The 23,355-nt window shown below is 63.3% G+C and carries 20 protein-coding genes and 1 tRNA gene; 13 read left to right on the forward strand and 8 right to left on the reverse strand.

What is annotated here, in order from left to right:
* Window positions 1–227 precede the first annotated feature (227 nt).
* Window positions 228–1,025: a SprT family zinc-dependent metalloprotease gene (locus GE027_RS12890; RefSeq protein WP_153557612.1), complete on the reverse strand. Its 798-nt coding sequence runs from the start codon at window positions 1,023–1,025 to the stop codon at window positions 228–230.
* A 194-nt stretch (window positions 1,026–1,219) separates the two neighbouring features.
* Between GE027_RS12890 and GE027_RS12895 the strand changes: the two genes are divergently transcribed.
* A complete protein-coding gene (locus GE027_RS12895; protein ID WP_153557613.1) occupies window positions 1,220–2,479 on the forward strand; it encodes a PDZ domain-containing protein in 1,260 nt (419 codons plus the stop codon).
* Window positions 2,466–3,605, forward strand: coding sequence for an A/G-specific adenine glycosylase (gene mutY / locus GE027_RS12900; protein ID WP_237607505.1), 1,140 nt, complete (start codon window positions 2,466–2,468; stop codon window positions 3,603–3,605). Before GE027_RS12895 ends, mutY begins: the two co-directional genes overlap by 14 nt.
* Before the next feature lie 4 nt (window positions 3,606–3,609).
* Here mutY and GE027_RS12905 read toward each other — a convergent pair whose 3' ends face one another.
* A complete protein-coding gene (locus tag GE027_RS12905; RefSeq protein ID WP_153557614.1) occupies window positions 3,610–4,761 on the reverse strand; it encodes a sialidase family protein in 1,152 nt (383 codons plus the stop codon).
* A gap of 538 nt (window positions 4,762–5,299) precedes the next feature.
* Between GE027_RS12905 and GE027_RS12910 the strand changes: the two genes are divergently transcribed.
* Window positions 5,300–5,641 carry a DUF3140 domain-containing protein gene (locus GE027_RS12910; RefSeq protein WP_153557615.1) on the forward strand — a complete coding sequence of 114 codons (342 nt, stop codon included), beginning with the start codon at window positions 5,300–5,302 and terminating at the stop codon, window positions 5,639–5,641.
* Between the two features lie 7 nt (window positions 5,642–5,648).
* On the opposite strand, the gene GE027_RS12915 is transcribed toward GE027_RS12910, so the two are convergent.
* From GE027_RS12915 to GE027_RS23100, 3 genes are all read right to left on the reverse strand, one after another.
* Complete coding sequence (locus tag GE027_RS12915; protein ID WP_153557616.1) at window positions 5,649–5,951, reverse strand: MTH1187 family thiamine-binding protein; 303 nt, start codon at window positions 5,949–5,951, stop codon at window positions 5,649–5,651.
* A 137-nt stretch (window positions 5,952–6,088) separates the two neighbouring features.
* Window positions 6,089–6,173 (reverse strand) — tRNA-Leu (locus GE027_RS12920).
* A gap of 263 nt (window positions 6,174–6,436) precedes the next feature.
* Entirely contained in the window at window positions 6,437–6,880 is a 444-nt protein-coding gene (locus GE027_RS23100) for a hypothetical protein (protein ID WP_153557617.1), read from the reverse strand.
* 126 nt (window positions 6,881–7,006) lie between these two features.
* On the opposite strand from GE027_RS23100, the gene GE027_RS12930 reads away from it, so the two are divergent.
* Window positions 7,007–8,191 (forward strand): glycosyltransferase family 4 protein, encoded by a 1,185-nt coding sequence (locus GE027_RS12930; protein WP_153557618.1) that lies wholly within the window; start codon window positions 7,007–7,009, stop codon window positions 8,189–8,191.
* Here GE027_RS12930 and GE027_RS12935 read toward each other — a convergent pair.
* Window positions 8,166–8,759 (reverse strand): cytochrome c oxidase subunit 3, encoded by a 594-nt coding sequence (locus GE027_RS12935; RefSeq protein WP_153557619.1) that lies wholly within the window; start codon window positions 8,757–8,759, stop codon window positions 8,166–8,168. The two genes, GE027_RS12930 and GE027_RS12935, sit on opposite strands and share 26 nt — an antisense overlap.
* A gap of 109 nt (window positions 8,760–8,868) precedes the next feature.
* Between GE027_RS12935 and GE027_RS12940 the strand changes: the two genes are divergently transcribed.
* The 4 genes from GE027_RS12940 to GE027_RS12955 all read left to right on the forward strand — a co-directional run bounded on the left by GE027_RS12940 (window position 8,869) and on the right by GE027_RS12955 (window position 12,504).
* Complete coding sequence (locus GE027_RS12940; RefSeq protein ID WP_153557620.1) at window positions 8,869–9,801, forward strand: GNAT family N-acetyltransferase; 933 nt, start codon at window positions 8,869–8,871, stop codon at window positions 9,799–9,801.
* A gap of 71 nt (window positions 9,802–9,872) precedes the next feature.
* Entirely contained in the window at window positions 9,873–10,652 is a 780-nt protein-coding gene (locus GE027_RS12945) for a PIG-L deacetylase family protein (RefSeq protein ID WP_153557621.1), read from the forward strand.
* A 218-nt stretch (window positions 10,653–10,870) separates the two neighbouring features.
* Window positions 10,871–11,920 (forward strand): DUF3500 domain-containing protein, encoded by a 1,050-nt coding sequence (locus GE027_RS12950; protein WP_237607507.1) that lies wholly within the window; start codon window positions 10,871–10,873, stop codon window positions 11,918–11,920.
* Window positions 11,921–12,030: 110 nt separating this feature from the next.
* Window positions 12,031–12,504: a response regulator gene (locus GE027_RS12955; protein ID WP_162006714.1), complete on the forward strand. Its 474-nt coding sequence runs from the start codon at window positions 12,031–12,033 to the stop codon at window positions 12,502–12,504.
* Between the two features lie 6 nt (window positions 12,505–12,510).
* Here the strand turns inward: GE027_RS12955 and GE027_RS12960 are convergent, their stop codons facing one another.
* The gene (locus GE027_RS12960; RefSeq protein ID WP_153557623.1) at window positions 12,511–13,815 is read right to left on the reverse strand and encodes a homoserine dehydrogenase; all 1,305 of its coding nucleotides are present in this window, start codon (window positions 13,813–13,815) and stop codon (window positions 12,511–12,513) included.
* 281 nt (window positions 13,816–14,096) lie between these two features.
* Between GE027_RS12960 and GE027_RS12965 the strand changes: the two genes are divergently transcribed.
* The 5 genes from GE027_RS12965 to GE027_RS12985 all read left to right on the forward strand — a co-directional run bounded on the left by GE027_RS12965 (window position 14,097) and on the right by GE027_RS12985 (window position 19,857).
* On the forward strand, window positions 14,097–14,927 hold the full coding sequence (locus GE027_RS12965; RefSeq protein ID WP_153557624.1) for a TerC family protein: 831 nt from the start codon (window positions 14,097–14,099) through the stop codon (window positions 14,925–14,927).
* 178 nt (window positions 14,928–15,105) lie between these two features.
* Window positions 15,106–16,971 carry a GntP family permease gene (locus tag GE027_RS12970; protein ID WP_153557625.1) on the forward strand — a complete coding sequence of 622 codons (1,866 nt, stop codon included), beginning with the start codon at window positions 15,106–15,108 and terminating at the stop codon, window positions 16,969–16,971.
* A 78-nt stretch (window positions 16,972–17,049) separates the two neighbouring features.
* A complete protein-coding gene (locus tag GE027_RS12975; RefSeq protein ID WP_153557626.1) occupies window positions 17,050–17,310 on the forward strand; it encodes a hypothetical protein in 261 nt (86 codons plus the stop codon).
* Between the two features lie 200 nt (window positions 17,311–17,510).
* Window positions 17,511–18,476, forward strand: a complete 966-nt coding sequence (locus tag GE027_RS12980; RefSeq protein WP_153557627.1) for an SMP-30/gluconolactonase/LRE family protein — start codon at window positions 17,511–17,513, stop codon at window positions 18,474–18,476.
* A gap of 148 nt (window positions 18,477–18,624) precedes the next feature.
* Entirely contained in the window at window positions 18,625–19,857 is a 1,233-nt protein-coding gene (locus tag GE027_RS12985; protein WP_153557628.1) for a M16 family metallopeptidase, read from the forward strand.
* 257 nt (window positions 19,858–20,114) lie between these two features.
* On the opposite strand, the gene GE027_RS12990 is transcribed toward GE027_RS12985, so the two are convergent.
* Window positions 20,115–23,303: a PVC-type heme-binding CxxCH protein gene (locus GE027_RS12990; RefSeq protein ID WP_162006715.1), complete on the reverse strand. Its 3,189-nt coding sequence runs from the start codon at window positions 23,301–23,303 to the stop codon at window positions 20,115–20,117.
* Window positions 23,304–23,355 lie beyond the last annotated feature (52 nt).

The raw sequence follows: 23,355 nt of genomic DNA on the forward strand, positions 1-23,355 counted from the left end.
GGGCGTGAGCCCGTGGTACGAAAACGACACGATTGCGCTAGTCCCGCAGGGACGACAGGAGATGCATTCCTGTCGTCCCTGCGGGACTAACCGCCGAGGGGGCACCCATACCATGGGCTGACGCCCATGGCTACATCGCGATCGCCACTGGCGTGGCTGCTGCACCCCGAGCTTCGCACGCCATACATAGATTCTGTTAGAGCCAGGAGAGTGAGATTCGCAATCCCTCAGGTTCCTTCGGCTTCGCGAGCCGCCCGGCGGAGGTGTTCCAGGGGCACGTAGTACTTGCGATAGCGCCGGCCGTCGTCGAACATCGCGCCGCGGCGGTCGGGCACCAGCACGGTGGCTCGCCGCGTGATCCGGTTGACCACCCCCTGGAGAGCTTGGCCTTCGAAATCAAACCGGACGTGGGTGCCCACGCCGATCTTGAACTTCCGGGCCGCTCGCTCGCGCTGGGTGATCAGATCGTGTTGGTGTTGGGTGTGTCCGAAGAAGCGGTTGGCGATCTGTTGAAACGGTGTCTTGCTGCAAGAGCTATCGTCCCAGACCAGCATCTCGACCAGGTGCACCAGTTCGTGTTCCAGGACCCGCTGCATCGCTTGCAAGCGGTTGCGGCACATGATGCCGGTAACTTCGACGGGCCGGTTCACGTCGCTGAAGGTTTGAAACAGCAAGGACGAGGAGAGAATGATTTCAAAGCGGCGTCGATCGCCTCGGCGGTAGCCAGCCGGATAATGGGTCACCGTCTTGCCGGCGTTCTTGGTCATGCGTGACGACCAGCCGAAGGACAGCCCTTCCTTTTGCGCCAGCGGCAGCAGCCTGCCGTCGAAGAATAGGTCGTCGTACATGCGAGCCATCCGCTGCAGATCGTCTCGGCCGACGCGTGTGAAGTTGGGGCTGGTCATCGCACGACTCAGCTTCAACGAGTCGTTATAGATTTGCAGTTGTCGCTCGCGTGCCGTCTTCCTGGGCACGCTCTGGCGTACGACATAGTCTGCCAGATCCGATCGTCTCGTTTGACTCATCCGAACCGCTCCTTTATTCCATTCGGGTTGGGTTGCGTTATCATACTAAAGCTCGAAGTGGTCGGTCACCTGTTTTCGGAAAGCGAGGGGGGGGGGCGAGTTCCCCGTCGCTTCATTCCTGCCAGATCTGGTAGACTGGCAGCGAACGCGGATGCTAGGAAAACGCGGGTTCTAGGAATTGGGGTACGAAGACAGTGAACAGCTCCAAGCAACGACTGGCACGCCCGGCGGCGGTCTGGCTCTTCGACGCGGCCCTCTGCAGCGCGGTGCTCTGTGCTGCCATGAGCGGACAAGCGGCCTCTGCGCAGCCGCCCTCCGCTGCCGAGAAACCCGCTGCCAAGAAACCCGCGGCCGAGAAACCCGCTGACTCGGACGCTGCCTCCGCCGCGGCAACCGGGGCGGAGGAGTCGGCCGAGCAGATGGAGCGGTTGTTGGCGAAACTCTCCAGCAATCAGTACATCCAACGCGAGACGGCGACGCTGAAATTAGCCGGCTTTGGCCACGCAGCGGTCCCGGTGCTCGTCCGTGGGGTGACCGGGGCGGATCTGGAAACGACCGAGCGCGCGATGCAGTTGCTCGAGCGACTGGCGCTGTCGGAACAGCCCACCGATCCGCCCATCGCCTGGGAGGCGATCTCGACGTTGGCCTCAAGCGGGAATGGGACGGCTGCCTCGCGAGCCAAATCGGCGCTGCGGGCTGTCTCGCTGCACCGCCAGAGCATGGCTCGCGAACATCTGGCCGCCGAGGGCATCACCGTGGGCTTGAGCAACGTTATCATGGAAGCGTCGGCGATTAATGAAGAAGTCGTCTACGTGCCGCCGACCTGGAGCGGTGAAGCGAAAGACCTCCGCTGGTTGGCTTGGCTGCATCACGTCTCCTACGCCGCGGTCGAAGGCGTTTCGATCAATCGCGAGGTGCTCGAGCAGGTCACGCAAATGCCGGACCTGAAGAACGTGATCATTACCGATACGGATTTAAGCTCCGCCGAATTACAACCCCTGACCACGCTCGACCGCTTGGACCAGCTGGAGATTCGCTACACGCCGATCGACGATTCGGCAATCGAGCTGATCAAGCGATTGCCGCTGCGTCAGAAGTTGATCCTAAAAGGCACCAAGGTCACACCGGAGGCTGTGGAGTCGCTGCGTCGCGACTTGCCCGAGTTGCCCATCGTGTATCAACGCGGCGGATTTTTGGGCGTGCGCTGCGATCCGTTCTCGCCGCGTTGTCAGATCACGGTCGTCATGAATGGCAGTGCGGCGGAGGTTGCCGGGATGCGAGCCGGCGACATCGTGACGCGCGTGGGAGAGCGACCGATCGGACGGTTTGCCGATTTGCAGGATGCCATCGGCGAATACGCGCCGGGCGAAGCGATTCCGATTGCGCTCGATCGCGGCGGTCAGAAGATCGAGGTGGTTGCCGAACTGGGAATGATGGACAGTGAAGACGATTGATCGGCACGACGCCGCCCGAGCCATGACAGCCCCCCATGACGACCGTTGGCAACGCCCGTCGTGGCGGCGCCAAGTCCAGCGCGCGGCGATGGGCTGGTTTGCGGACAATGCGCGCCGGCTGCCCTGGCGCGGCACTCGGGACCGCTACCGCGTGTGGCTCAGCGAGATCATGCTGCAGCAGACGCAGGTCGTGACGGTCATCCCCTACTTCGAACGGTTTCTCGAACGCTTCCCCACCGTGGCGGACCTCGCCGCGGCGGACGAGCAAACCGTGATGCAGCTGTGGGAAGGACTGGGCTACTATCGCCGAGCCCGGCAGCTGCATGCCGCCGCCAAGCAAGTCGTCGACCGCCACGACGGCGTCTTTCCCCGTTCCTACGCCGAGGTCTTGGCCTTGCCGGGCGTGGGACGGTACACGGCCGGCGCGATTCTATCGATCGCCGATGGCCAGCGTCTGCCGATCGTCGAAGCCAACACCCAGCGATTGTACAGCCGCCTGATCGCTTCGACCTCGCCGCCTCAAGAACGCGCTGCCAACGCGTTGCTGTGGCAGTTCGCCGAAGCCATCCTGCCGCCCAGCGATGCCGGGACGTTCAATCAAGCGGCAATGGAGCTGGGGGCCCTGGTGTGCACGCCCAAAACCCCGGCCTGCCTGACCTGTCCGCTCCGCCCGAACTGCGCGGCGGTCCAGCTGGGGCTGGAGACGACGATCCCCGGCAGAGTCAAAAAGATTCAGTACGAGCAACGCACCGAGTTCGCGTTGTTGGTGCGGCACCCGGAAACCGAAGCCTACCTCGTGCACCGCGTACCGGCCGGGCAACGCTGGGCGGGATTGTGGGACTTCCCACGCTTTGGTCCGCCGGAGGTGGAGTCCGTGGAAGGAGCGGCCGCCTCGACCGAGCGTCAGTTCGACGTCTCGGTCGCGATCGGAGCGAAGGCGAAAACCATCCGTCATGGTGTCACGCGATACCGAATCACGCTGGAAGCGTTTCACGCCGAGGCCGAGCAAGCCTTCGCCGACACCGAAGATCAACGCTGGCTCTCGGCACGCCAACTAAAAACGCTGCCGCTGAGTGTGACCGGCCGCAAGCTAGCGGACTATCTCAAGACCAAACGGAAAACCTGAGCTGCTACGGCGCTGGCGCTTCGGCCATCGCATCCAGCTCGTCGATTTTCACTCGGGTGCTCAGGATGTACGGGGCTTCGTCTCGGTCCCAGTGGCCGTAGGTGGTAACGACGAACGAGTCGTCGGGCAGGATTTCGACGCCGGGATAGGCGGTGTCGTAGCCCTTCTTATTGTCCTTGAAGCGGACGACGTACTGTCCCGGCTGGCCTTGCACGATGTCTTCCCAGGTGCCGACCCAACCCACCCAGTCGCCTTCGAAGGGACGCTGGGCGGCGGAATGCTTGGGGGAGATGCAGCGGAAACTGATCAACAATCGGCCTTCGGAATCGTACTTGCCGGTATGCCGATCGCCGGTCAGCGCCAAAGGCAACTCCCGCGGCTCGGACCAGGTTTTGCCTTCGTCGGTTGAGAAGATCACGTGGGAATTCTTGCGGCGAGCGTTTTCACGCAGCAGGACGGCCAGCGTCTTGCCGTCGGGCGAACGGATGCAACCCGGTTCGCACAAATGCACGTCGGACGACTGAAAGATCGCCTCGGGATCGGACCAGTTCAACCCGCCGTCGGTCGAGCGGGTTTGATAGAGCGTGAAGGTGCGGACGTCGTCTTTGGCGGGCTCGGCGGAGATGAACCGGCCGTCGTCGTGGAACATCGCCAGGTAGTGTCCCGGGCCGGTGCGGAGGGCCTCGACGAAGCCCATCACCACGATGCCACCCCAATCGCCCACCGGCTTCAGCTCGCTCCAGCTCTGCCCGTCGTCTTCGCTGACCGCCAAGCGCGCCGGATACAACCCCGACCACATGATCACGCGCTTGTTGCCTTCGGCGTCGACCACTCGGTGCAGCGTGGGCACTTCCTTGGACGTGGCCCAGCTGGCCGGCGTCGGCAGCCGCTCGCTCCACGTGCGCCCGCCATCGGTGCTGCGTTTGTACACGATCCCGCCGCGGCCGTGTCCCTTGGGATACACGCACAGCATCGTCTTGCCGTCTTCCAACAAGCACGTCGTCGGATGGCCGAGGTACTGGCCGGCTTCGCGGTCCACGACCACCTGACGCTGGCTGTCCGCGTCCAAGTCAATCGTGGTGGGGTAGTCGCTCGGCGGATCGGCAGCAAAGCAGGTGGAGGTGGCGAGCAACAGCAACAGGACAAGCGTACGCATGGGCGGGGACTCCAGGGTTTGAGATTTGAGGTTTGAGATTTGAGATTTGAGATTTGAGATTTGCTGACTCCGGCGGAATCTATGTAGGGCTCGGAGCGGTAGAAGGCAATGTTTTCTCCCCTCTCCCCCGCTGCGCCGCGAGCATCAGCGAGTGAAGCAGTGGTGGGAGAGGGGCCGGGGGTGAGGGGGCTCGAGTGCAACGGAATGCCTGTTTGCGTACGCCTTTCCGATTCCCGTACCGTATCGAGACACCGCACTGGTGGTGCCGCTCTGCTGTTCCCCCTCACCCCCAACCCCTCTCCCCCGAAGCCTGACTCGCTTAGGCTCGCCAGGCTTCGGGGGATAGGGGAGAAAACGATTCTTCTCATACATCGATTCCGCCGGAGTCAGGAGATTTGAGGATTGGGACGGGCGCGAAACCGGCGACCGCGTGCGGGACCTACTATAACCGGATCGCCCGCCGTGTTTGACTGGCGGCTACCATACACCCGTCACGAGACGAAGGCAGAACCAAGCGACCTACCGCAGCGAGGGTGTGATGAGTGAAACCAGCGAAGACCGACAAGAGACCTACGAGCAGTTCTACGACTTGGTGAACATGCAGCCCAAGGAGCTGGAGCAGTGGCTGGAGACCGACGAATCCCAATCGGTCGGTGACAGCGACGATGGTGGCGAGTCGACGGGCCACAAGTCCGGCCGGCAAATCGTCGACATCAAACGCACCAACAAGGACGAGCTGAGCGACGAGCAGTGGGCGCACATGCGAAAAGTCTGCGGCTACGTCAAACGTCACCTGGCCCAGCGTCCCGACGGCGATGTCTCGGAAACCAACTGGGCGTACAGCTTGAAGAATTGGGGGCACGATCCCCAAAAGGATTGAGCCACCGTCAACCGCCGCTCGGCGCATCGACGCTGTCGATTTTCTCTTGCATCGATTGTTCGCGGTCGGTGCGCGTGCCAACTTTGATGCTGGTGGTGATTCGCGGCGCGCCCAACGCGTGGACGCGCTGGTGGCAACGTTTGACCGCGGCAAACACTTCGTCCCATTCGCCTTCGATATTCGTCCCGTAGGCGTGCAGTTGGTGCGACAAACCGGCCTCCTCGAGCACCTTCTGGCACTCGGCAACGTACTTGCTGACCGATACGCCGACGCCCATCGGCACGACACATAAATCGACAATGACTTTCATCGCATGGATTTCCTTGCGTTTGCGGGTAGGAACAGGGCCCAGCAGCATGCCTCAAAGCGTATTCTCACGCCACAAAAATTCTCACGCCACAAAAAAACGGAGGCTTCGCGATCTGCGAAGCCTCCGTTTGCGTCGAGTGCGGCCGAGAGGACTCGAACCTCCACGGGATTATCTCCCACTAGGCCCTCAACCTAGCGCGTCTGCCAGTTCCGCCACGGCCGCGTGAACGGACGGTGAGAATCGCCCATTTTTCCGCTCACGTCAACGCCCCTTTTCGGACGCTCTTTGAAGACGCTCGGCGGAGAGCGCGAGCCCAATGCCACTTCCTTTGTAGCGGAACGGCGCGAGCCGTCCGGTTTTGCGGTGCGAACCTTCACACACCGGGCGGCTTGCGCCGCTCCGCTAACGCTTCAATCGCAAGCGATGGTGAAAGTAGATGGCATTGAGCGCGAGCCGCCAGGCTGGAAGCCTATGCCGCGCATCGCCTAGCGTACCGCGACTCGCTCCGGTTCGGCGAAGGGGTTCTGCTGGACTTCTCCGATCGCAAAATCCGCGTTGTCCAGCGGGCTGGTCGGCATCTCGGCTTCTTCGCCCAGGACCGTCGAGGAGTGGCAGTAGGGATTGGCCAGTGGCTTGGGATCGAAATCCGCCGCCTGCCGGCCTCGATAGGCGCTGGCGGGCTGGACCATCGGCGGGGCCGCAAAGGGGCTCATCCCGTAGGGCCGGGCGTGCCGAGTGCTGTAGTACACCGGTGGATGGACCGAAAAGTACGGAGGCGTGCGGACCGAGGTGCTCGGCGGGAAGCTGTACGGGTTATAAAACCCCAGATACCCAGGCCCGTAGGCGGCCGGGCTCTGCGCCTCGGCGGTGGCTCCGGTCAGAAAGCTAGCCGCCAGGGCCAGACATACGGAAAAGCAAAGCGACTTCATGGTGTGGCTCTCGGTGGAAGGTGAAACGGCCGAATACAATGGCACGGAACGCAGGAAGCTCGGTGAATCTGACAAACTGAGTGAAGTCAAAAAATCGCGTCACATTTTCACCCTAGTCGCCCCACCATGCCCGATCAATCGTTGCCGCCGAACAATTCGGCTCCGCGGTCGCGGGGTGGTAACGATTATAACGCCGCGCTGCGAATTCAGTGCGTGATCCATTCCCTGGCCGGCGGGGGGGCCGAACGGGTCCTGGCCAGCTTGGCCAGCCGACTTGCCAGCCGCGGGCACGACGTCCAATTGGTCACCCTGGGCGACGCGCGAGACGACCGCTATGCGGTGGCCCAGAACGTCCAGCGAATCGAGCTGGACGTGATGCAGGACAGCCGCGGCGTGTTGGCCGCGCTGCGAAACAACCTGCGGCGCTTGCGAGCGGTCCGCCGAACGGTCCGCCGGTATCGCCCCGACGTCGTACTCAGTTTCTGCGATGCGACCAACGTCCTGGTCCTGTTGGCCACGGCCGGGATGGCCGTTCCGGTCGTGGTTTCCGAACGCAGCGATCCGGCAAAGCACCCGATGGGCCGCTGCTGGGCGCGGTTACGGCCCTGGGCCTATCGGCGTGCTGCACGGCTGGTCGCGCTGAGCGATGCCGCCGCCGTGACGCTGGCCCCCTGGAACCGCCGCCCCGTGGCCGTCATCCCCTCGGCCGTCGACCCGCCCCCGCACCCTGCGTCCGCAAACTCCGCACCTGCGGACCCGGCCGCGGCGCCGATCATGCTGGGCGTGGGCCGCTTGTCACACGAAAAAGGCTTTGACCGTTTGATTGCCGCGTTCGCGTCGGTCGCGGCGGAGCATCCGGGGTGGCGGCTAGAGATCGCCGGTGACGGTCCCCTGCGGGCGGCTCTCCAACAGCAGATTACGGCCAGCGGTTTGGCCGATCGCATCGAACTTGTGGGGTGGCGGCAGGACGTGGCATCCTTGTACGCCCGGGCCGACCTGTTCGTACTGCCCAGTCGCTACGAGGGGTTTCCCGCGGCACTGCTCGAAGCGATGGCGTGGGGAGTCGCCTCGGTCGCCGTGGATTGCGACAGCGGTCCACGGCAGATCGTTCGCGATGGCGTCGACGGGGTGTTGTGTTCCGCCGAACAGCTCGAGGAGCGGCTGCGGCAGATGATGGGCGATCGGTCGCTTCGTTTGCGGCTGGCCAGCCGGGCCGTCGAGGTGGTCGACCGCTTTGGTTGGCCGGCAATGGTTCGCCGGTACGAGCGAGTCCTGCGGGAGGCGGCTACAGATCGAAGCCGGCCGTCGTGATCCAGAACGCGCCCAGCATCAACAACCAGACGACATCCAGAAAGTGCCAATAGGCCGCGGCAAAGTCGACCGCGCCGTGGCGTTCGTGATCGTAGCGACCGATCAGACAGCGTGCGCCCACCACGCCCAAAGCGATGATTCCACCCACCACGTGCAACGCGTGCAGGACGGCCAGGACCACGACCATGGCTCCGACGCCCTGCGAAAAACTGCTCCGCATCTCGTCGGATTCCAGCAGTTGCCACATGGCATAGCCCTGGGCGACCAGGAACCCAAAGGCCAACAAGGTCGCCCCGCCAATCGCCAGCGAACTGCCCATGCGTCGATCCTTGCGGACCAGGACCGTGGCCCTGTGCACCAGGCCGCTGATGCCCAGCAGGCCGAGCGTACTGAACAGAAAAATCGTCGGCAGGGTGGTTCCCGGCCCCACAACATCCCGGCGCCAGTAGGCGTACAGGAAATACAGGATGATGCTGGAAACAAAGAACACGAACAGCGAAACCAGAAACAGGGCGGCTCCCTGCCACTGACGACGGTCCAGCGGTTGCGATTCGAGGCGTTGAGGCATGGCCGCATTTTCCAAAACTTTCCTCGCCAGGCCCAGGGGGTGGCAAGGGGTGCGACATGTGGCATTATAGCACACGGCGGTTCCAGTTCTTTTCAACCCTGAAGGTTACGTGACGACGCTACGCCCATTTCAAAACGCGGACGTCCCGCAGTTGTGGCAGACTTGGAAGGCTCATTTCGAAGCTGCCGGGATGGCTGTCGAACTGACCTTGGCGGCGTTTGAGCAAGCCATCGTCGACCGCTTGTTCTTTGACCCACGCCGCTTGCTGGTGGCGTCGAAGGAAGCACGTTTGGTGGGGTTTGCGCACTGGATGGTGTTGCCGGAGCAGACCGAACGAGCGGTGATTGCGGCGGTTTGTGTGCGGCCCGGTGAGGACGCGGCGGCGGTCGGCGAGCAATTGATTGCCGCCTGTGAAGCGGCCGCTTCGGCCGCCGGATGTTCGGTCATCCTGGGCGGCAACGACCCGCGCTTCCTGACCGGCTATGCGGGCTTGTCGCCGCTGGGCCCTGGCGAGGGCATCGCCGATGCCGATCGGGTGGCCACCGCCTGGTTCATGCAGCACGCCTATTCGCCGGCCCACCGGATCGGACGCTACAGCCTTGCGCTGGCTCAGTTCCGTCCGCCGCTGGATCGCAGCCAAATGCAACTGCGACGCACCGCGGCGGTCAGCCACGAGACGATGTTGCCGACCGACCCCCGCACCGCCGCCGCACTGGCTCACGCCGACCTCGAGCGATTTACTGCGCAGAGCCGTGGTGGCCAGCGACTGGCATGGGCGACGTTCCACCTCAGTACGCCGGAAGCCCAGGTGTTTCCGACCAGCCAGGCGATCCTGGCCGATTGGGGATGCGACGTCGAGGACGACCCGCAGGCGGCGGCCACGCGGTTTACCATCGGCGGTGCCCTGCAGCAGCTGCAGCAGTTGGGCGTCCGCCGCGTCGAAGCGGTGGCCTCCGACGGTCAGCCCGATCGAGCGGTGATGCTGCGGTCGCTGAGGTTCAACCTGGATGGTGAAGGCACGGTTTTTTCCAAGCGGTTGTAGGCGACGCCGAGTTGTTTCACAATCCTCGCTGCTTTCCTTTCATTTCTTGTTGACCTGGAGTTGCTCCGCCAATGCCCTCAGTACTCGCTATCGCCGCTCACCCTGATGATATTGAATTCGGTATGTGTGGGACGATGCTGCAGCTGAAGCAGCGCGGCTGGGACCTCCACTACATGAACGTCGCCGACGGCAGCCGGGGATCCACCAAGCTGTCGCCGAAAGAGTGTGCTGCGAAGCGATTGGAAGAAGGTCGCGAAGCGGCCTCGCGGATGGGGGCCACCTTCTACCCGCCGGTCGGACGCGATATGGAAATGGCCTACACGACCGAATTGTTCCAGAAAGTCGCCGCCGTGGTCCGCCAAAGCCGCGCATCGATCGTGTTGACGCATTCGCCCCAGGACTACATGGAAGACCACGAATTCGTGTGCCGCCTGGCCGTTTCCGCCGCATTCGCCCACGGCATGCCGAACTTTGAAACCATCCCACCGGTCGAGCCCTATTACGAGCCGGTGACGGTGTACCACGCCCAGCCAGTGGGCAATCGCCTGCCGCTGGGCCAGCGTGTCCGCCCGCACTTCTGGGTCGACATCGAAGCGGTCATGGACGGCAAACGCGAAGCCTTGGAAGCGCATGAGAGCCAACGCGAATGGCTCGATGCCAGTCAGGGAATGGATTCCTACATCCAGACCATGATCGACATGTCCGCCGACTGTGGACAGATGTCCGGCAAGTTCCAGATGGCCGAAGGCTGGCGGCGTCGCGAGCACTGGGGATTCTGTAACGCCGACGACGATCCGCTTCGCGAAGCCCTCTCCGACATCCTGGTCGAGGATACGCCCCGCGATCCCTAAAAGAGGCAGGGCGCTCGGAGGCGTGGCGCGCTCGTCTCGGCTGGGGACAGCCGAGCTACTATTGCGCCTCGGCTGGGGACAGCCGAGCTGCTATGGTTGGCTGCTATGGTTGGCTGCTATTGCTGGCGGCGGGTTTTTGCGTTGGCTGCTGCGGGACGTTATGCTCAGGCTGCGCTGTCCGTGCATTCCCACCTCTCCTTCCCCGCCTAGAAGAACCCATGATGAAACGATCCGCTTTGCTGACCGGTTGTTCGGCTGTCCTGATCGCGTGTTTTGCACTGGCGCTGAAACCCGCTGACCGGCCGGCCGAGAACATGCGCTCCTTTGCCATCGCTTGGCTGGAAACCCTATCGGATCAGCAAGTCGAACAAGCTCGGCTGCCCTACGATTCGCCGAAACGCGTCCAGTGGCATTTCATTCCCAAACCGCAGCGCAAAGGTCTGCCGCTGCGGGACATGAACGATGCCGAGCGCACCGCCGCGTTGCGCTTGGTGCGCGCGGCCCTCAGTGAGGTCGGTTACCACAAGACCAGCCAGATCATGTCGCTGGAAGCCGTCTTGCGGGAATTGGAAGGCCCGGGCAGCGAAGCTCGTCGTGATCCCCTGAAGTACTACGTGACCATCTTCGGCGATCCCGCCAACGACGATGCTCTGGCGCCCTGGGGGTTGAGCTTCGAGGGGCATCACCTGTCGCTGAACTTCGTCTGCCAGGGGGACGAGGTGGTCGACAGCACGCCCCAGTTCTTTGCCGCCAATCCCGCGGAACTGAAGACCGAAGTCGAAGGGCCGCTGAAAGTCGGCACGCGTGTGCTGGGCAAAGAGGAAGCACTGGCCTTCGAGCTGTTGCATTCGATGTCCGATTCGCAACAGCCCCAGGTGCGGATTGCCGAAGAAGCTCCCGCCGAAATCCGCTTCGCCGGAGAAGCTCAGCCTGAGGTGACCGAGCCCGAAGGGATCGCCTGGAGCGAGCTGAATGCCGGCCAACAGGAACGGCTGAAGCAGTTGATCGAGGTCTACAACGGTGCGATGCCCGAAGAGGTCGCCGCCGCCCGCCGCGAGTTGATCGAACAACAGGGATGGGACAAAATTCACTTCGCTTGGGCCGGAGCGTCCAAGCCCGGTGTGGGGCATTACTATCGCATCCAGGGCCCCACATTCCTGATTGAATTCGTCAACACCCAGCCCGATGCGGCCGGCAATCCGGCCAATCATATCCACTGTGTGTGGCGCGACCTGACGGGCGATTTTCATCTGCCCATCGAGGACTGAACTTGCGGCCGAGGCGGGAGGTTTGCTAGGCCCTGTGGCAGGATGGATTACTGCTACCTATTGGGGGTCTGTGCAGACGCATGCACAAACCCCGGCAACGTGAGGGTCGTATGGAACTGCATATCGACGGACCGAATGCACCGCGGCGACGCGGCGGACGGATCCTGGTGGTCGACGCCAACCCGCTGTCGCTGATCGCCCTGGCCGGGGTCCTGGATGCCGAGGGCTTTGAATGTATCTGTGCGCGGAGCCACCCGGCGGCCCTGAAAGCGATCGAAAGTCAGAGCCAGGATCTGGTGGTCTGCGACGTGGGCGACGATCCCGAGGCCGCCCTGAAATTGATCGACGACATCCATGGTCAAGCCGCCGGCAAAGACCTGCCTTCGGTGCTGATCGCCGAAGCCCGCTGGGCGGGGCTGGAACAGAAGGCCCAGGGACGAACCGCGGTCCACTGCCTGTTCAAACCCATCGACCCGGCGTCGCTGCGAGCCGTGGTCGAACAGGCCTTGTGGATGCCGCATCTGATCGGCACCCATCGCCGTCGCGGCAGCCGACCGTCGCACAACGGCTGGCTGACGCTGTAGGCCGGTTTACGCTTTGACGCGCAAGCGGACCACTTTGCCGCGGACGCCGGCCAACGATTCGATCTCGTCGGCGGCTCGTCGGGCCGCGCCCTCGGGGGCCTCGTGCGTCATCACCACCAGGGGCACCGTATTGCGGTCGGCGCTCGACTCCGGTTCGTGCTGGATCACCGACGCGATCGAGACGTTGTTCTGTCCCAGAGCCGAAGTGATTTGGCCCAGCACGCCGGGCGAATCATCGACGTGCAGACGCAGGTAGAAACGTCCGGGCAATTCGTCGAAGGATCGCAGGCGAACCCGTGGCGGACCCACCGGCGAGAACAGTTCCAGCGTCTGGAAGGTCAGGCGGGTGCGGCCCACCGCCGTATCGATGATGTCGGCCACCACGGCCGACGCCGTGGGCATCTGGCCGGCACCCAGACCGTGGTAGAACACCGGTCCCACGGCATCGCCGACGACTCGCACGGCATTGAATGCGTCCTGCACCTCGGCCAGCGGCGTGCCGGCACGGACCAGCGTCGGCGCGACGTGCAGTTCCAGGCCGGCCTCGTCCAGATGAGCGGTCGCCAGCAGTTTGATGCGGTAGCCCAGTTCGCGAGCAAACCGCAGGTCGGCCGGGTCCAATTGGTCGATGCCCACGCGTGGGATGTCGGCCCAGTTGGCGTGGGCTCCGAAGGCCAGGTGTGCCAGGATGGCCAGTTTCTGAGCCGCGTCCGTGCCGTCGACATCCATCGTCGGGTCGGCTTCGGCGTAGCCTTTTTCCTGAGCCAGTTTGACGGCCTGTTCATAGGCCATGCCCTGCACGTCCATCTGGGTGACGATGAAGTTGCTGGTGCCGTTGAGGATGCCTTCGAGCGACTGTGTCTGATTGGCCGACAGGCACTGACTGATGTTCGTAATGATCGGGATCCCACCGGCCACCGACGCTTCGAAGGCGATGCTGCGGCCCAGGTCCCGCGCCCGCTCGAACAGCTCCGGACCGTGTTCGGCCAGCAGCGCTTTGTTGGCCGTGACGATGTCCTTGCCGGCTTCGAGCAGCTGCAGCATGATCGTCCGGGCCGGTTCCAAGCCGCCGACCAACTGAGCGACGACCTTGATCTCGGGATCGTTCAGGACTTCGCTGAGGTCGTCGGTCAGTACGCCCTCGGGTAGCGCCGCGGCGCGCGCCTTGTTCAGGTCCCGCACCACCGCCTTTTCCAGCCACAGCACGCGGCCGGCATGACGGGCGGTACGGTCCCCGTGATCGAGCAGAAGGCGAGCGACACCGCTGCCGACGGTACCCATCCCGACGATGGCAACTTTCGTTTTTTGCATAACAAGCGAAGCGAAATTGGAAGGTAAGGAACAAGTGCGGGTGCGAGCGCCTTGCCGGCGACCTGGCGGCACGGAAAGACCGCAATCCTAACGATTCCAGCGAGCGCCGCTACCGCCACTGCGCGGCGCTCACGCCCGAAGTGGGCGGTCTCTTGTTTGCCTGGACGCGACGGTCCGTTACATTCTTGCCCGGGGCCCGCCGGCCCCATGGCTGGTTTCCTCTAATCCCCCTGCTACGACCGCCCCCTGCTGCTGCAGCAGGTTTTGCGAAAGGCATTCCAATGGACGACTTGCTGCATCATCTGTTCACGTTGTTGATGCTGACGCTGCTGCAAGCGGTGCTCGGGTTCGACAATCTGCTGTACATCTCCATTGAGTCCAAGCGGGTCGAGAAGGACAAGCAGTCGTTCGTCCGCAAGTGGGGCATCGGTTTGGCGATCGCGCTGCGAATCGTGTTGCTGTTCTTGGTCGTCGGCGCGATCGAAAAATTCCAGGATCCCCTGTTCTCGCTGCCCTTCGAAGGCATCGTCGAAGGCTCCTTCAACATCCACAGCTTTATCGTCTTGCTCGGTGGGGCTTTCATCATCTACACGGCCATCAAGGAGATCTATCATTTGGTGGCCATCGATGAATTGGAACACGGCGAGGAGGAAAAAAGTTCGGTCGGCAAGGCAATGTTCTGGATCGTGACGATGAACCTGGTGTTCTCCTTTGATTCGATCCTCAGCGCCATCGCCCTGGCCGGCAGCACGGATCCGGAAACCAATGCTCCGGTGATCGGTTTGGCGGCGATGGTGGTGATGAGTCTGGCGATCGTCGCCAGCGGAGCGTTGATGATTCTGTTGGCCGACCGGGTGGCGGAATTCTTGAAACGCAACCGGCTGTACGAGATCCTGGGCCTGTTCATCCTGTTGATCGTGGGCGTGATGTTGGTGACCGAAGGCGGTCACTTGGCCCACCTGGCTTTCTGGGGGCACCCGGTCGAAGCGATGTCCAAGAGCACGTTTTACTTTGTGATCGCGGTGCTGGTCGTCGTCGACATCGCCCAAGGTCGCTTTCAGAAAAAGCTGATGGCACAGCGCCAGCGGATCGCCAAGACCGGCGAGGTCTAACGTCCGCGCGGTGGCGGCGACAGCAAAACGGCGGGCCGTGACTTGATTGCGGCCCGGGACTGTGCGATTCTGAGGCACCTTCCCGCTTTGATAGCGTCCCCTCCCGGCCCCTTGGCCCCCGGCCGCTAGAGTGCCGGGCTCGCCGCCTTTTCCAAAACCAAGAAGACCTGGTCGACGTATGCGATTGCCGTTTGCGATTCTGTTGTGTTTGATTCCGGGTGCGGTCACGGCGTTGGCGCAGGACGCATCCACTGCAACGGCCGACGTGGATCGCTATCCGCTGTACGTGCTGGCCGTGGGCATCGTGGCCGTGTTGGGATTGATCATCGGCCTGCGGTTGAATGCCTTTCTAGCGCTGATCATCTCCGCGATTCTGGTCAGTCTGATGGTCGTCGGCGAGGAAGGCTTTCAGATGGAGGAAGCCGGCACTCGCATGGGCGCGGTGGTGACCGCGTTTGGCAATTCCGCCGGCGGCATCGGCATCGTGATCGCCATGGCCGCGATCATCGGCAAGTGCATGCTGGACAGCGGGGCGGCCGACCGGATCGTGCGTACGGCGATCGGGATCACGGGCGTCAGCAAGGCCTCGATCGGGCTGATGGCCAGCGGATTTATTCTGGCCGTGCCGGTGTTCTTCGATACCGTGTTCTACCTGCTGGTCCCGCTGGCCCGCAGCCTGTTCCGGCAGACCAGCCGCAATTACTTGCGGTACTTGATGGCGATTGCGACCGGTGGCGCGATCACGCATACGTTGGTTCCGCCCACGCCGGGACCGTTGTTGGTCAGTGCGAATTTGGGCGTGGAAATCGGCACCATGATGTGGGTGGGCACGCTGGTGGCCATTCCCGCGGCGATCATGGGGTTGCTGTTTTCCATCGTGGTCGACCGGATCATGCCGGTGCCGATGCGTCCCTTGGGGCCCGGTGAGGAGAAACACGCTCGGCTGGAAGACGACCAACTGCCCGGGCTGTGGTTGGCGCTACTGCCGATCATCCTGCCGGTCGTCCTGATCGGGATGGGGACGTTGGCCGATACCGTGGCCGACAAAGAAGATCGAGCTCGATTCGTGGCGGAAGATCTGGTCGATCCGGCCGCCTGGCGAACCGAGCTGCGAGCCGCCCAGCAGGCGCCGGAGGCATCGCCGGCGGGGCGATTGTTGGCCAGCGACACGCTCGATGCGGCCGGCCGCGAGCTCTTGACTGCCGAAGGGCCGGTCGACGCGGCAGAGCGCCAGCGGATCGTGGCGGTGTTGAACGAGGCGTTGTTGGCCAAGGATTTTTACGACGAAACGGCGTTCCTGGGCGTGCCGATATCGCCGGTCGCCAAACGGCTGCTGGATAGGGACCAGGTGCGGCTGAAGCCCGTCCTGCGGCGGCGGATGAACCGCGTGCTGATGGAGGACGCATTCGGCCAACACATTCGCCCTCACGTCTGGGACACGCCCCGGCGTCGCTTGGCCAATCAGCTGTCGCTGTGGAGCAATGCGAACTTTGCGCTGTTGTTGGCCGCCCTGGCTTCGATCGCAACCCTGAAAGTCGTGCGTTCGCTGACGCTGAAGGATCTGGGCGTCGAGATCGAGGAAGCGTTGATGAGCGGCGGGATGATCATCCTGATCACCGCGGCCGGCGGAGCGTTCGGCGCGATGTTGCAAGACGCCGATGTGGGTGGGACCATCCAGCGGCTGTTCGCCGGCAGCCGCGGCGGTGGCTTGACCCTGCTGCTACTGTCCTTTGCGATCGCCGCCGTGCTGAAGGTCGCCCAGGGCAGCAGTACCGTGTCGATGATCGTCGCTTCGGGGATGATTGCCGGCATCGTATCGGGACAGAGTCTGGGGTTTCACCCGGTCTACCTGGCCACCGCCGTCGGGTCGGGCTCGTTGATGGGCAGCTGGATGAACGACAGTGGTTTCTGGGTGTTTGCTAAGATGGGCGGGTTGACCGAGAGCGAGGCGCTGCGGAGCTGGACGCTGTTGTTGGCCGTCCTGTCGGTGACCGGTTTGGTGGCCACCGTACTGCTCAGCCAACTGATGCCGCTGGCCGGTTAAACGAGGTCGCAGGGCCGGTTAAACGAGACCGCGGGCCGGTACAACGCCGCCGGCGGGATGAATAAAAGTGAGACGACCGTGGATGAGCAAACGTCCGATCGCTCGGGATGCTTTCCCGGTTGCCTGTATGTCCTGGGCTTGGCTGCGGTGACCGGTGTGTTGCTGTACGTCAACGGCGCGATGTCCCTGGCCGTGCTGCGGGCCTTGTCACAGTCCGGGCCGCAGTGGCTGCGCGACCCGCGCGCGGTCCAGTTCCTGTTGTTCGCCATGCCTGTGCTGTTGTTGGTACTGCAGTGGATGGTCTTCGACTTGGTGCTCCGCGTCGTGCGCCGCCGATAGTAGCTCGGCTGTCCCAGCCGCAGGTCGGCTTGTTCTCGGCTGGGACAGCCGAGCGACTCTGGCACACCGGCTGGGGCGAACGCTCGGGATCGGATACTCTGGAGGGACGCGGCTGGCAGCGATCGTTCGCCCGCTCGCAGCCGTGTTCGCCGAACTGGCGTTTTATCCGTTTCGGTTCTCCCTACCTCTTTCGATTGCTCATGTCTTCGACCACGATCGCACAACGCCTGTACCGTTCCTCGGACCAGCAGCTGCGTTTCTTGCCCGAAGGTCCCTACCCGCTCGGGGAGGGACAATTCAGCTGGGTTGCCATCCAGCACGGGCCGGACGCCGAGCACGGTTCGCTGAACGTGTTCGACATCCCGTCCTCGAATAATCGTTCGCATCTGCTGCCCGGACGCCCCGGGTTTGCGTTTCCCTGCGACGATGGTCGGCACTTTATCGTCGGATGTGAGCGACAGATCGGTTTGTTTGATCCGGTCGAGCTGGAGTGGATACCGTTGGTCGGCGGGATCGATGAGGACGTCGAAGGGACGATCATCAACGATGGTGTGATCTATCAGGACAACCTGATCTTTGGCACCAAGGACCTGGAGTTCCAAACCAAGAAAGCCGGGTTGTACCTGTACCGCGGTTCGGACCGAAAATTAATTCGTCTGCGTGACGACCAGATTTGCAGCAACGGCAAGGCGGTTCTGGAGCAGGACGGCGAGACGTCCCTGGTCGACATCGATTCGCCCACCGGGAAAATCGTGCGTTATCCGCTGGACATCGCCGGCGGAAAGCTGGGGGAGCCGGAGGTGTTGATCGATCTGAGCGACGATGCGGCGGTTCCCGATGGCATGATCATGACGCCCGACGGTCGCGGCGTGATCGTGTCGATGTACAATCCGGGCGAAGCCGAAGCCGGCGAGACCCGCCTGTACGACGTCGGCTCCGGAACACTCCAACACACCTGGAAGACGCCCTTCTCGCCGCAGAACACCTGTCCCAACCTGGTCAGTCACCAGGGGCACGTGTACCTGGTCATCACCACGGCGGTCGAGCACATGCCGGCCGAGCGACAAGAGCGAGCCAGTGAAGCCGGCAGTTTGTTCTTTGCTCGCACCGACTTCGACTCCGTCGGACACGCGCCCGCCTTTCCCACCCCATCGCTCGACGGCTAGGAAGACGACACTCTCCCGCTGGGAGAGTCGGGCTCTCAGGCCCGGAGAGGGTTTTGCGCGGGCTTAGCAGCTCGCCCCTTACGACGCTAGAGTGGCTCCTGGGGTCTTGCCGAAATACACACGCTGAGATGCTTTAGAGCTCTTTTCTATGGTTCAATTCCGACAGACGACGCTGGCCAACGGACTGCGGATCGCGGCCGAGGTCATGCCCGACGCCTACACCGCCGCGTTCGGTTATTTTGTACGCACCGGGGCTCGTGACGAGACGGACCCGGAGAGCGGCCTCAGTCACTTTCTCGAGCACATGGTGTTCAAGGGCACGGCCAATCGTTCGGCGCTGCAGGTCAATCAGGAACTGGACGAACTGGGCGGCCAGTCCAACGCCTACACCAGCGAGGAACAGACGGTTTACTACGGCACCGTGCTGCCCAAGTACCAGCGGCGCAAGCTGGAACTGTTGACCGACCTGATGCGGCCGACGTTGGGCGATGAAGACTTCGAAACCGAACGGCTGGTGATTTTGGAAGAGATCGCCAAGTACGAAGACCAGCCGCCCTTTGGCGCGTTCGAACGCTCGATGGAACGGCGGTATGGGCCCAGCGGCCTGGGACGCCGCGTGCTGGGGACCAAGGAGTCGATCGAAGCGATGACGCCCGAGGCGATGCGGGCCTACTTCGACAAACGCTACCACCCCAACAACATGGTCCTGGCCGCCGCCGGCAACGTCGACTTCGAAGCCCTCGTCCAACAGGCCACGGAGTTGACGGCCGCTTGGCCTACCAGCGACGCGCCTCAATCGCTGCTCTACCCCGCTCCGTCCGAACCGGCCGGGGACGATTGCGGCGAGGACCGTGACGAGTCCGAAACGTCGTTGGCCTACGTCATCCGCCACTACCACGCACCGTCGGCCCTGGATGCCGACCGGATCGCCATGCGTCTGTTGGCCACGATCCTGGGCGACGACGGCGGCAGTCGCTTGTTCTGGGAATTGATCGATACAGGACGCGCCGAAGCGGCCGCCACGTGGACGCAGGAATTTCTGGACAGCGGATTAATGTTCCTGTACCTGTCCTGTTCCCGCGAGGACGTGGAGTCGAATCTGCGCCTGATCGACCAAGTGTTCGAGCGCGTCCGAGAGGACGGTGTGGGCGAGCAGGAGCTGCAGCAGGCGATCAACAAGACCACCGCCGCAGCGATCATGCAGAGCGAACGGCCGGGCAACCGCTTGTTCTCGATCGGCAGTAATTGGCTGACCAAAAGCGAATACGTCGGTCTCGACGAAATGCTCGACCGCTACCGCGCGGTCAACGTCCAGACCCTCGCCAAACTGCTCGAAAAATACGATCTGCGAACCATCACCGAAGTCCACTCCGGCGAGTAGATTGGTTGTTAGTTGTTAAGCACGTCGGCATGAATCTTTCGGTGAAACCCCGCGACAACACCCTCCCGCGCAGCGGGAGGGTCGGGCTCTTAGGCCCGGGGAGGGCCCTGCGAAAACCCTCTCCGGGCCTAAGAGCCCGACTCTCCCAAAGGGAGAGTGATGCCGAATTAAAGGTTGCGACGTGCTTAGTTGTTAGTTGTTAGTTCCCATCAACCATCAACCATCAACCATCAACTCCTTTCCAAAGTCTGGCGACTTCAGCTACCTGGTTTCGCAGCGCTGCCGCCGGGTTTTAGACTCTTCAGGTAACTGACGATGTCAACCAACTGCTCGGTCGTCAACGTTTCGTCCAGCCCGCTCGGCATCAACGAGACTTCGCTGGGTACAACCTCTTCGATCGCTTCGCGCGATAGGTCGATCATCGTTCCGTCGGCCTGCTGGAATCGCAGTCGGTCCTGGCTTTCGGACACCAACAAACCGGTCAGAACCTGCCCGTCGACGGTCAGCACTTTGAACGCTTGGTAGTCCCGTACGATACTGGCTGACGGAAACACGATCGATTCCAGCAAGTCGATGCCGGCCCGGTTGGCACCGATCGTCGTCAGGTCGGGGCCGACGCGTTGCCCGCGATTCTCCACTCGGTGACAGGTCGCACACTTGGCCGCTTCGCTGGCAAACAACGCTTTGCCCCGCTGGACGTCGCCCTCGGGCAAGCGATCACGGAGCCGTTGCAGTTGTTGGACTTTGGCTTCGCGGTGCGCCTCGAGTTGCTCGATCAGGTCGGCGGCGGCTTGCTTCGCCACCGCGGGAAACTGCGCCGTCACCTCGTCCAGCTCTGCCGCGCTCAAATGCAACCGCGCGTCGGCGGCGCGGAGCCCTTCGAAGAATGCACGCGCGGTCTGCTGGTCGACAGGCCGGGCAAAACCGGCAGCCAACGTTCGCAGGTCGCTCGGGGACGCCTCGGGCAGCAACCGTGCGAGGAAACGCAGCTGAGTTGCCGACAGCTGGGCGGTACTGAGCGTTGTCGCGGCGCGGGCCGAAGCCGTGGGCCAGCGAACGTCTTGATAGATCTGGACCAACTGCTGGAACGATTCATCCTCGAGCGGTCCGTCGGTTGCCACGATTGCCGCGAGGGCGTCCAAGCGAACCGCCGGTGAGCGCTGGGCGTCGTGGCCGATCCGCACCAGATCCTCGGCGAAGGTTTGATCATCCTTTAGGGACCGGATCGCCGCGATCGCGGCGCTGGCAAGTTGTTCGTCGGTGCTGTGCAGCAATCGTCGCAGCGGTGCGAGCGCGGATTCGGGCGGCGTGATGCGGTCGGCACCGGCCATCGCCTTCAGGACCAGCAGCTGTTTCTCTCGCGATGAGTCCTCGGCCAGCCAGCCGCCCAGTCGTGACGTGACCGGTGGCGAGTTGATGAAGGCGGTCAACAGGGTGGCCGCGCCGGCCGGATGCGGAACCTGCGGCTTGCCGAACCATTCGCCCAGCAATTCGCCGGCCTGGGTCTGCCACTGCGGATTCCGCTTGGTGATTTCCACGGCCACCTGTTGGCAGCGGGGATCGGCAGCGCGAAGGCCGCTGGAGAGTTCTTCGAAGCGTAGCTCCGCACCCTCGGTCTGGTCCAGAGCGAGCAGAACGGTCGGCCATGCAGCCCGCTGAGCGGCGGTCTGCAGCGGAGAGAGCCGCGACAACTCGCTCCGCAGGGCCGCGGAATCGGCGATTTCCAGCAGTGCGTAACCCGCCGCATGCTGTAGCGATCGGTCTGCGCGGGGTCTCTCGAGCACGGCGACCAACTGCGGGACGGCCGCGATCCGCTGCATCCCGACCGCCCGTGCCGCGTGCCGAGCGACTCCGGGCACTTCGTCTTTCAGGCGTTCCAGCAGCACGCTGGGATCCACGGCTGCCACGCTGCGCGCCAATCCGATGCAGGCGACCTGTCGAACGCGCGAATCGGCGTCGCCGGCCAGCGTTTGCAACCGGTCTGTCGCCACCGCCGCGGTTCGCTCGTCCTGGGCCAGCCGCACCAACACCCAAGCTTCGTTGCGTCGTGCGGCCGGAGAGGACGGAGCGGGGCGAGCGGCAAAGTGTGCCAGCGCCTGCCGGCCTCGCGCAACGCACGCATCGAGCGCTCGCTGGCGCACCGCGAACCGAGGATCTTCCATTCGCTCGATCAGGCTCGCGATGTCGATGTCGTCCCAAGGCAGCTGAAGCCCGCGGGGATCGGCAACGGATGTGCCCGCGGCTCGCCCCGCATCGCTCGGCCGGATGCGGTAGATGCCGCCCTGGATTTCAGGTTTTGCCAGCTGCGACGTCGGACAGCCGCGGTAGAACCAGCCGCCGGTATCGATCACCAATAGGCTACCGTCGGCGTCTTCCAAAACATCGGTGGGATGAAAGTCGCGGCTCGTGGAGCTGAGGAAGGGATGCTCCGTGGCGGAAAAGCTGGAGCCAGCCTGTTGCAGGCTCACGCGAACCACTTGGCCGCTGTTGAAGAACGTGACGAACCAGTCGTCCTGCCACTGGGGATTCAAAAATCGGCTGCGATACCGCGTCAGGCCCGATACCGCGACATGTCCGAAGGGGTGCACCGGTCCCAGCCAATCGCCGGTCACCTTCACCTCCTCCAGCACGCGCTCGCGATGCGGGTACACGCCGCCATGCAACCAGTGCACCAGAGCATCGACGCGTGGGCGGGTATACAGAATATTGACGGTGCCCAGCATGTCCCCGGCGGCCGTGAAATCGACTTCGACCGGATTGTCCATGCCGCCCCCGCAATGGATTTGCACGTCGCTGCCATCGGTTCGGCAGGAAAACAGGTACGAACCTTCGCGTGAGCTGGTCACCCGTCCGCTGGCGTCTTTGAATTCGTGACCGTGGTAACCATCGGTCCAGTACAGACGACCATCGGGGCCCAGGAAACAGCCGTGGATGCTGGCGGCGTTGCCTGTGTAACCGAACTGGCTGACGATCGCCTCACGCTCGTCGGCAACGCCGTCGTCGTCGGTATCGGTCAGCCGCCAGATGTTGGGCGGCGAAGCCACGTACAGCGAACCGGCGTGCCACACCGCCCCCATCGGAAACGTCATCCGGTCGGCGAACACCGTCGAAGAATCGAAGACGCCGTCTCCGTCGCGATCGACCAAGCGACGAATCGCATTGGGCCGGTGCTGTTCCAGTTCCTCGCGGCTCATGTTCACGCCGGCGTTGTTGCACACATACAGCCGGCCCTGGGGATCCAGGCAGCCCATCGTGGGATGGGTCACCAGGGGCGGCCCCGCGGCCTGCTGGACGGTAAATCCATCGGGAACGCGAAGCTGCGTCGCAGGGGAGTCGGGCGCGTCGGACTTGTTCGCCGTATTCGCTTCCTCGGCGCTGGCCTTCGCCGGCGCGATCGCAACTCCGATGAGGAGCCCAGCCCACAGCAGGACGCGGCTTAGGATCAAAGTCAGTCGTGCGGCAGTCGGTGATGCAGCGCTGCGGACGGCGCGGCGCAGG

The sequence above is a fragment of the Roseimaritima sediminicola genome (assembly GCF_009618275.1).
Classification (GTDB): domain Bacteria; phylum Planctomycetota; class Planctomycetia; order Pirellulales; family Pirellulaceae; genus Roseimaritima; species Roseimaritima sediminicola.

Coding starts and splice junctions, on each gene's coding strand:
- GE027_RS12890 (WP_153557612.1), bottom strand. CDS start 1,025: ATGAGTCAAACGAGACGATCGGATCTGGCAGACTATGTCGTACGCCAG.
- GE027_RS12905 (WP_153557614.1), bottom strand. CDS start 4,761: ATGCGTACGCTTGTCCTGTTGCTGTTGCTCGCCACCTCCACCTGCTTT.
- GE027_RS12910 (WP_153557615.1), top strand. CDS start 5,300: ATGAGTGAAACCAGCGAAGACCGACAAGAGACCTACGAGCAGTTCTAC.
- GE027_RS12915 (WP_153557616.1), bottom strand. CDS start 5,951: ATGAAAGTCATTGTCGATTTATGTGTCGTGCCGATGGGCGTCGGCGTA.
- GE027_RS23100 (WP_153557617.1), bottom strand. CDS start 6,880: ATGAAGTCGCTTTGCTTTTCCGTATGTCTGGCCCTGGCGGCTAGCTTT.
- GE027_RS12930 (WP_153557618.1), top strand. CDS start 7,007: ATGCCCGATCAATCGTTGCCGCCGAACAATTCGGCTCCGCGGTCGCGG.
- GE027_RS12935 (WP_153557619.1), bottom strand. CDS start 8,759: ATGCCTCAACGCCTCGAATCGCAACCGCTGGACCGTCGTCAGTGGCAG.
- GE027_RS12945 (WP_153557621.1), top strand. CDS start 9,873: ATGCCCTCAGTACTCGCTATCGCCGCTCACCCTGATGATATTGAATTC.
- GE027_RS12950 (WP_237607507.1), top strand. CDS start 10,871: ATGATGAAACGATCCGCTTTGCTGACCGGTTGTTCGGCTGTCCTGATC.
- GE027_RS12955 (WP_162006714.1), top strand. CDS start 12,031: ATGGAACTGCATATCGACGGACCGAATGCACCGCGGCGACGCGGCGGA.
- GE027_RS12960 (WP_153557623.1), bottom strand. CDS start 13,815: ATGCAAAAAACGAAAGTTGCCATCGTCGGGATGGGTACCGTCGGCAGC.
- GE027_RS12965 (WP_153557624.1), top strand. CDS start 14,097: ATGGACGACTTGCTGCATCATCTGTTCACGTTGTTGATGCTGACGCTG.
- GE027_RS12970 (WP_153557625.1), top strand. CDS start 15,106: ATGCGATTGCCGTTTGCGATTCTGTTGTGTTTGATTCCGGGTGCGGTC.
- GE027_RS12980 (WP_153557627.1), top strand. CDS start 17,511: ATGTCTTCGACCACGATCGCACAACGCCTGTACCGTTCCTCGGACCAG.
- GE027_RS12985 (WP_153557628.1), top strand. CDS start 18,625: ATGGTTCAATTCCGACAGACGACGCTGGCCAACGGACTGCGGATCGCG.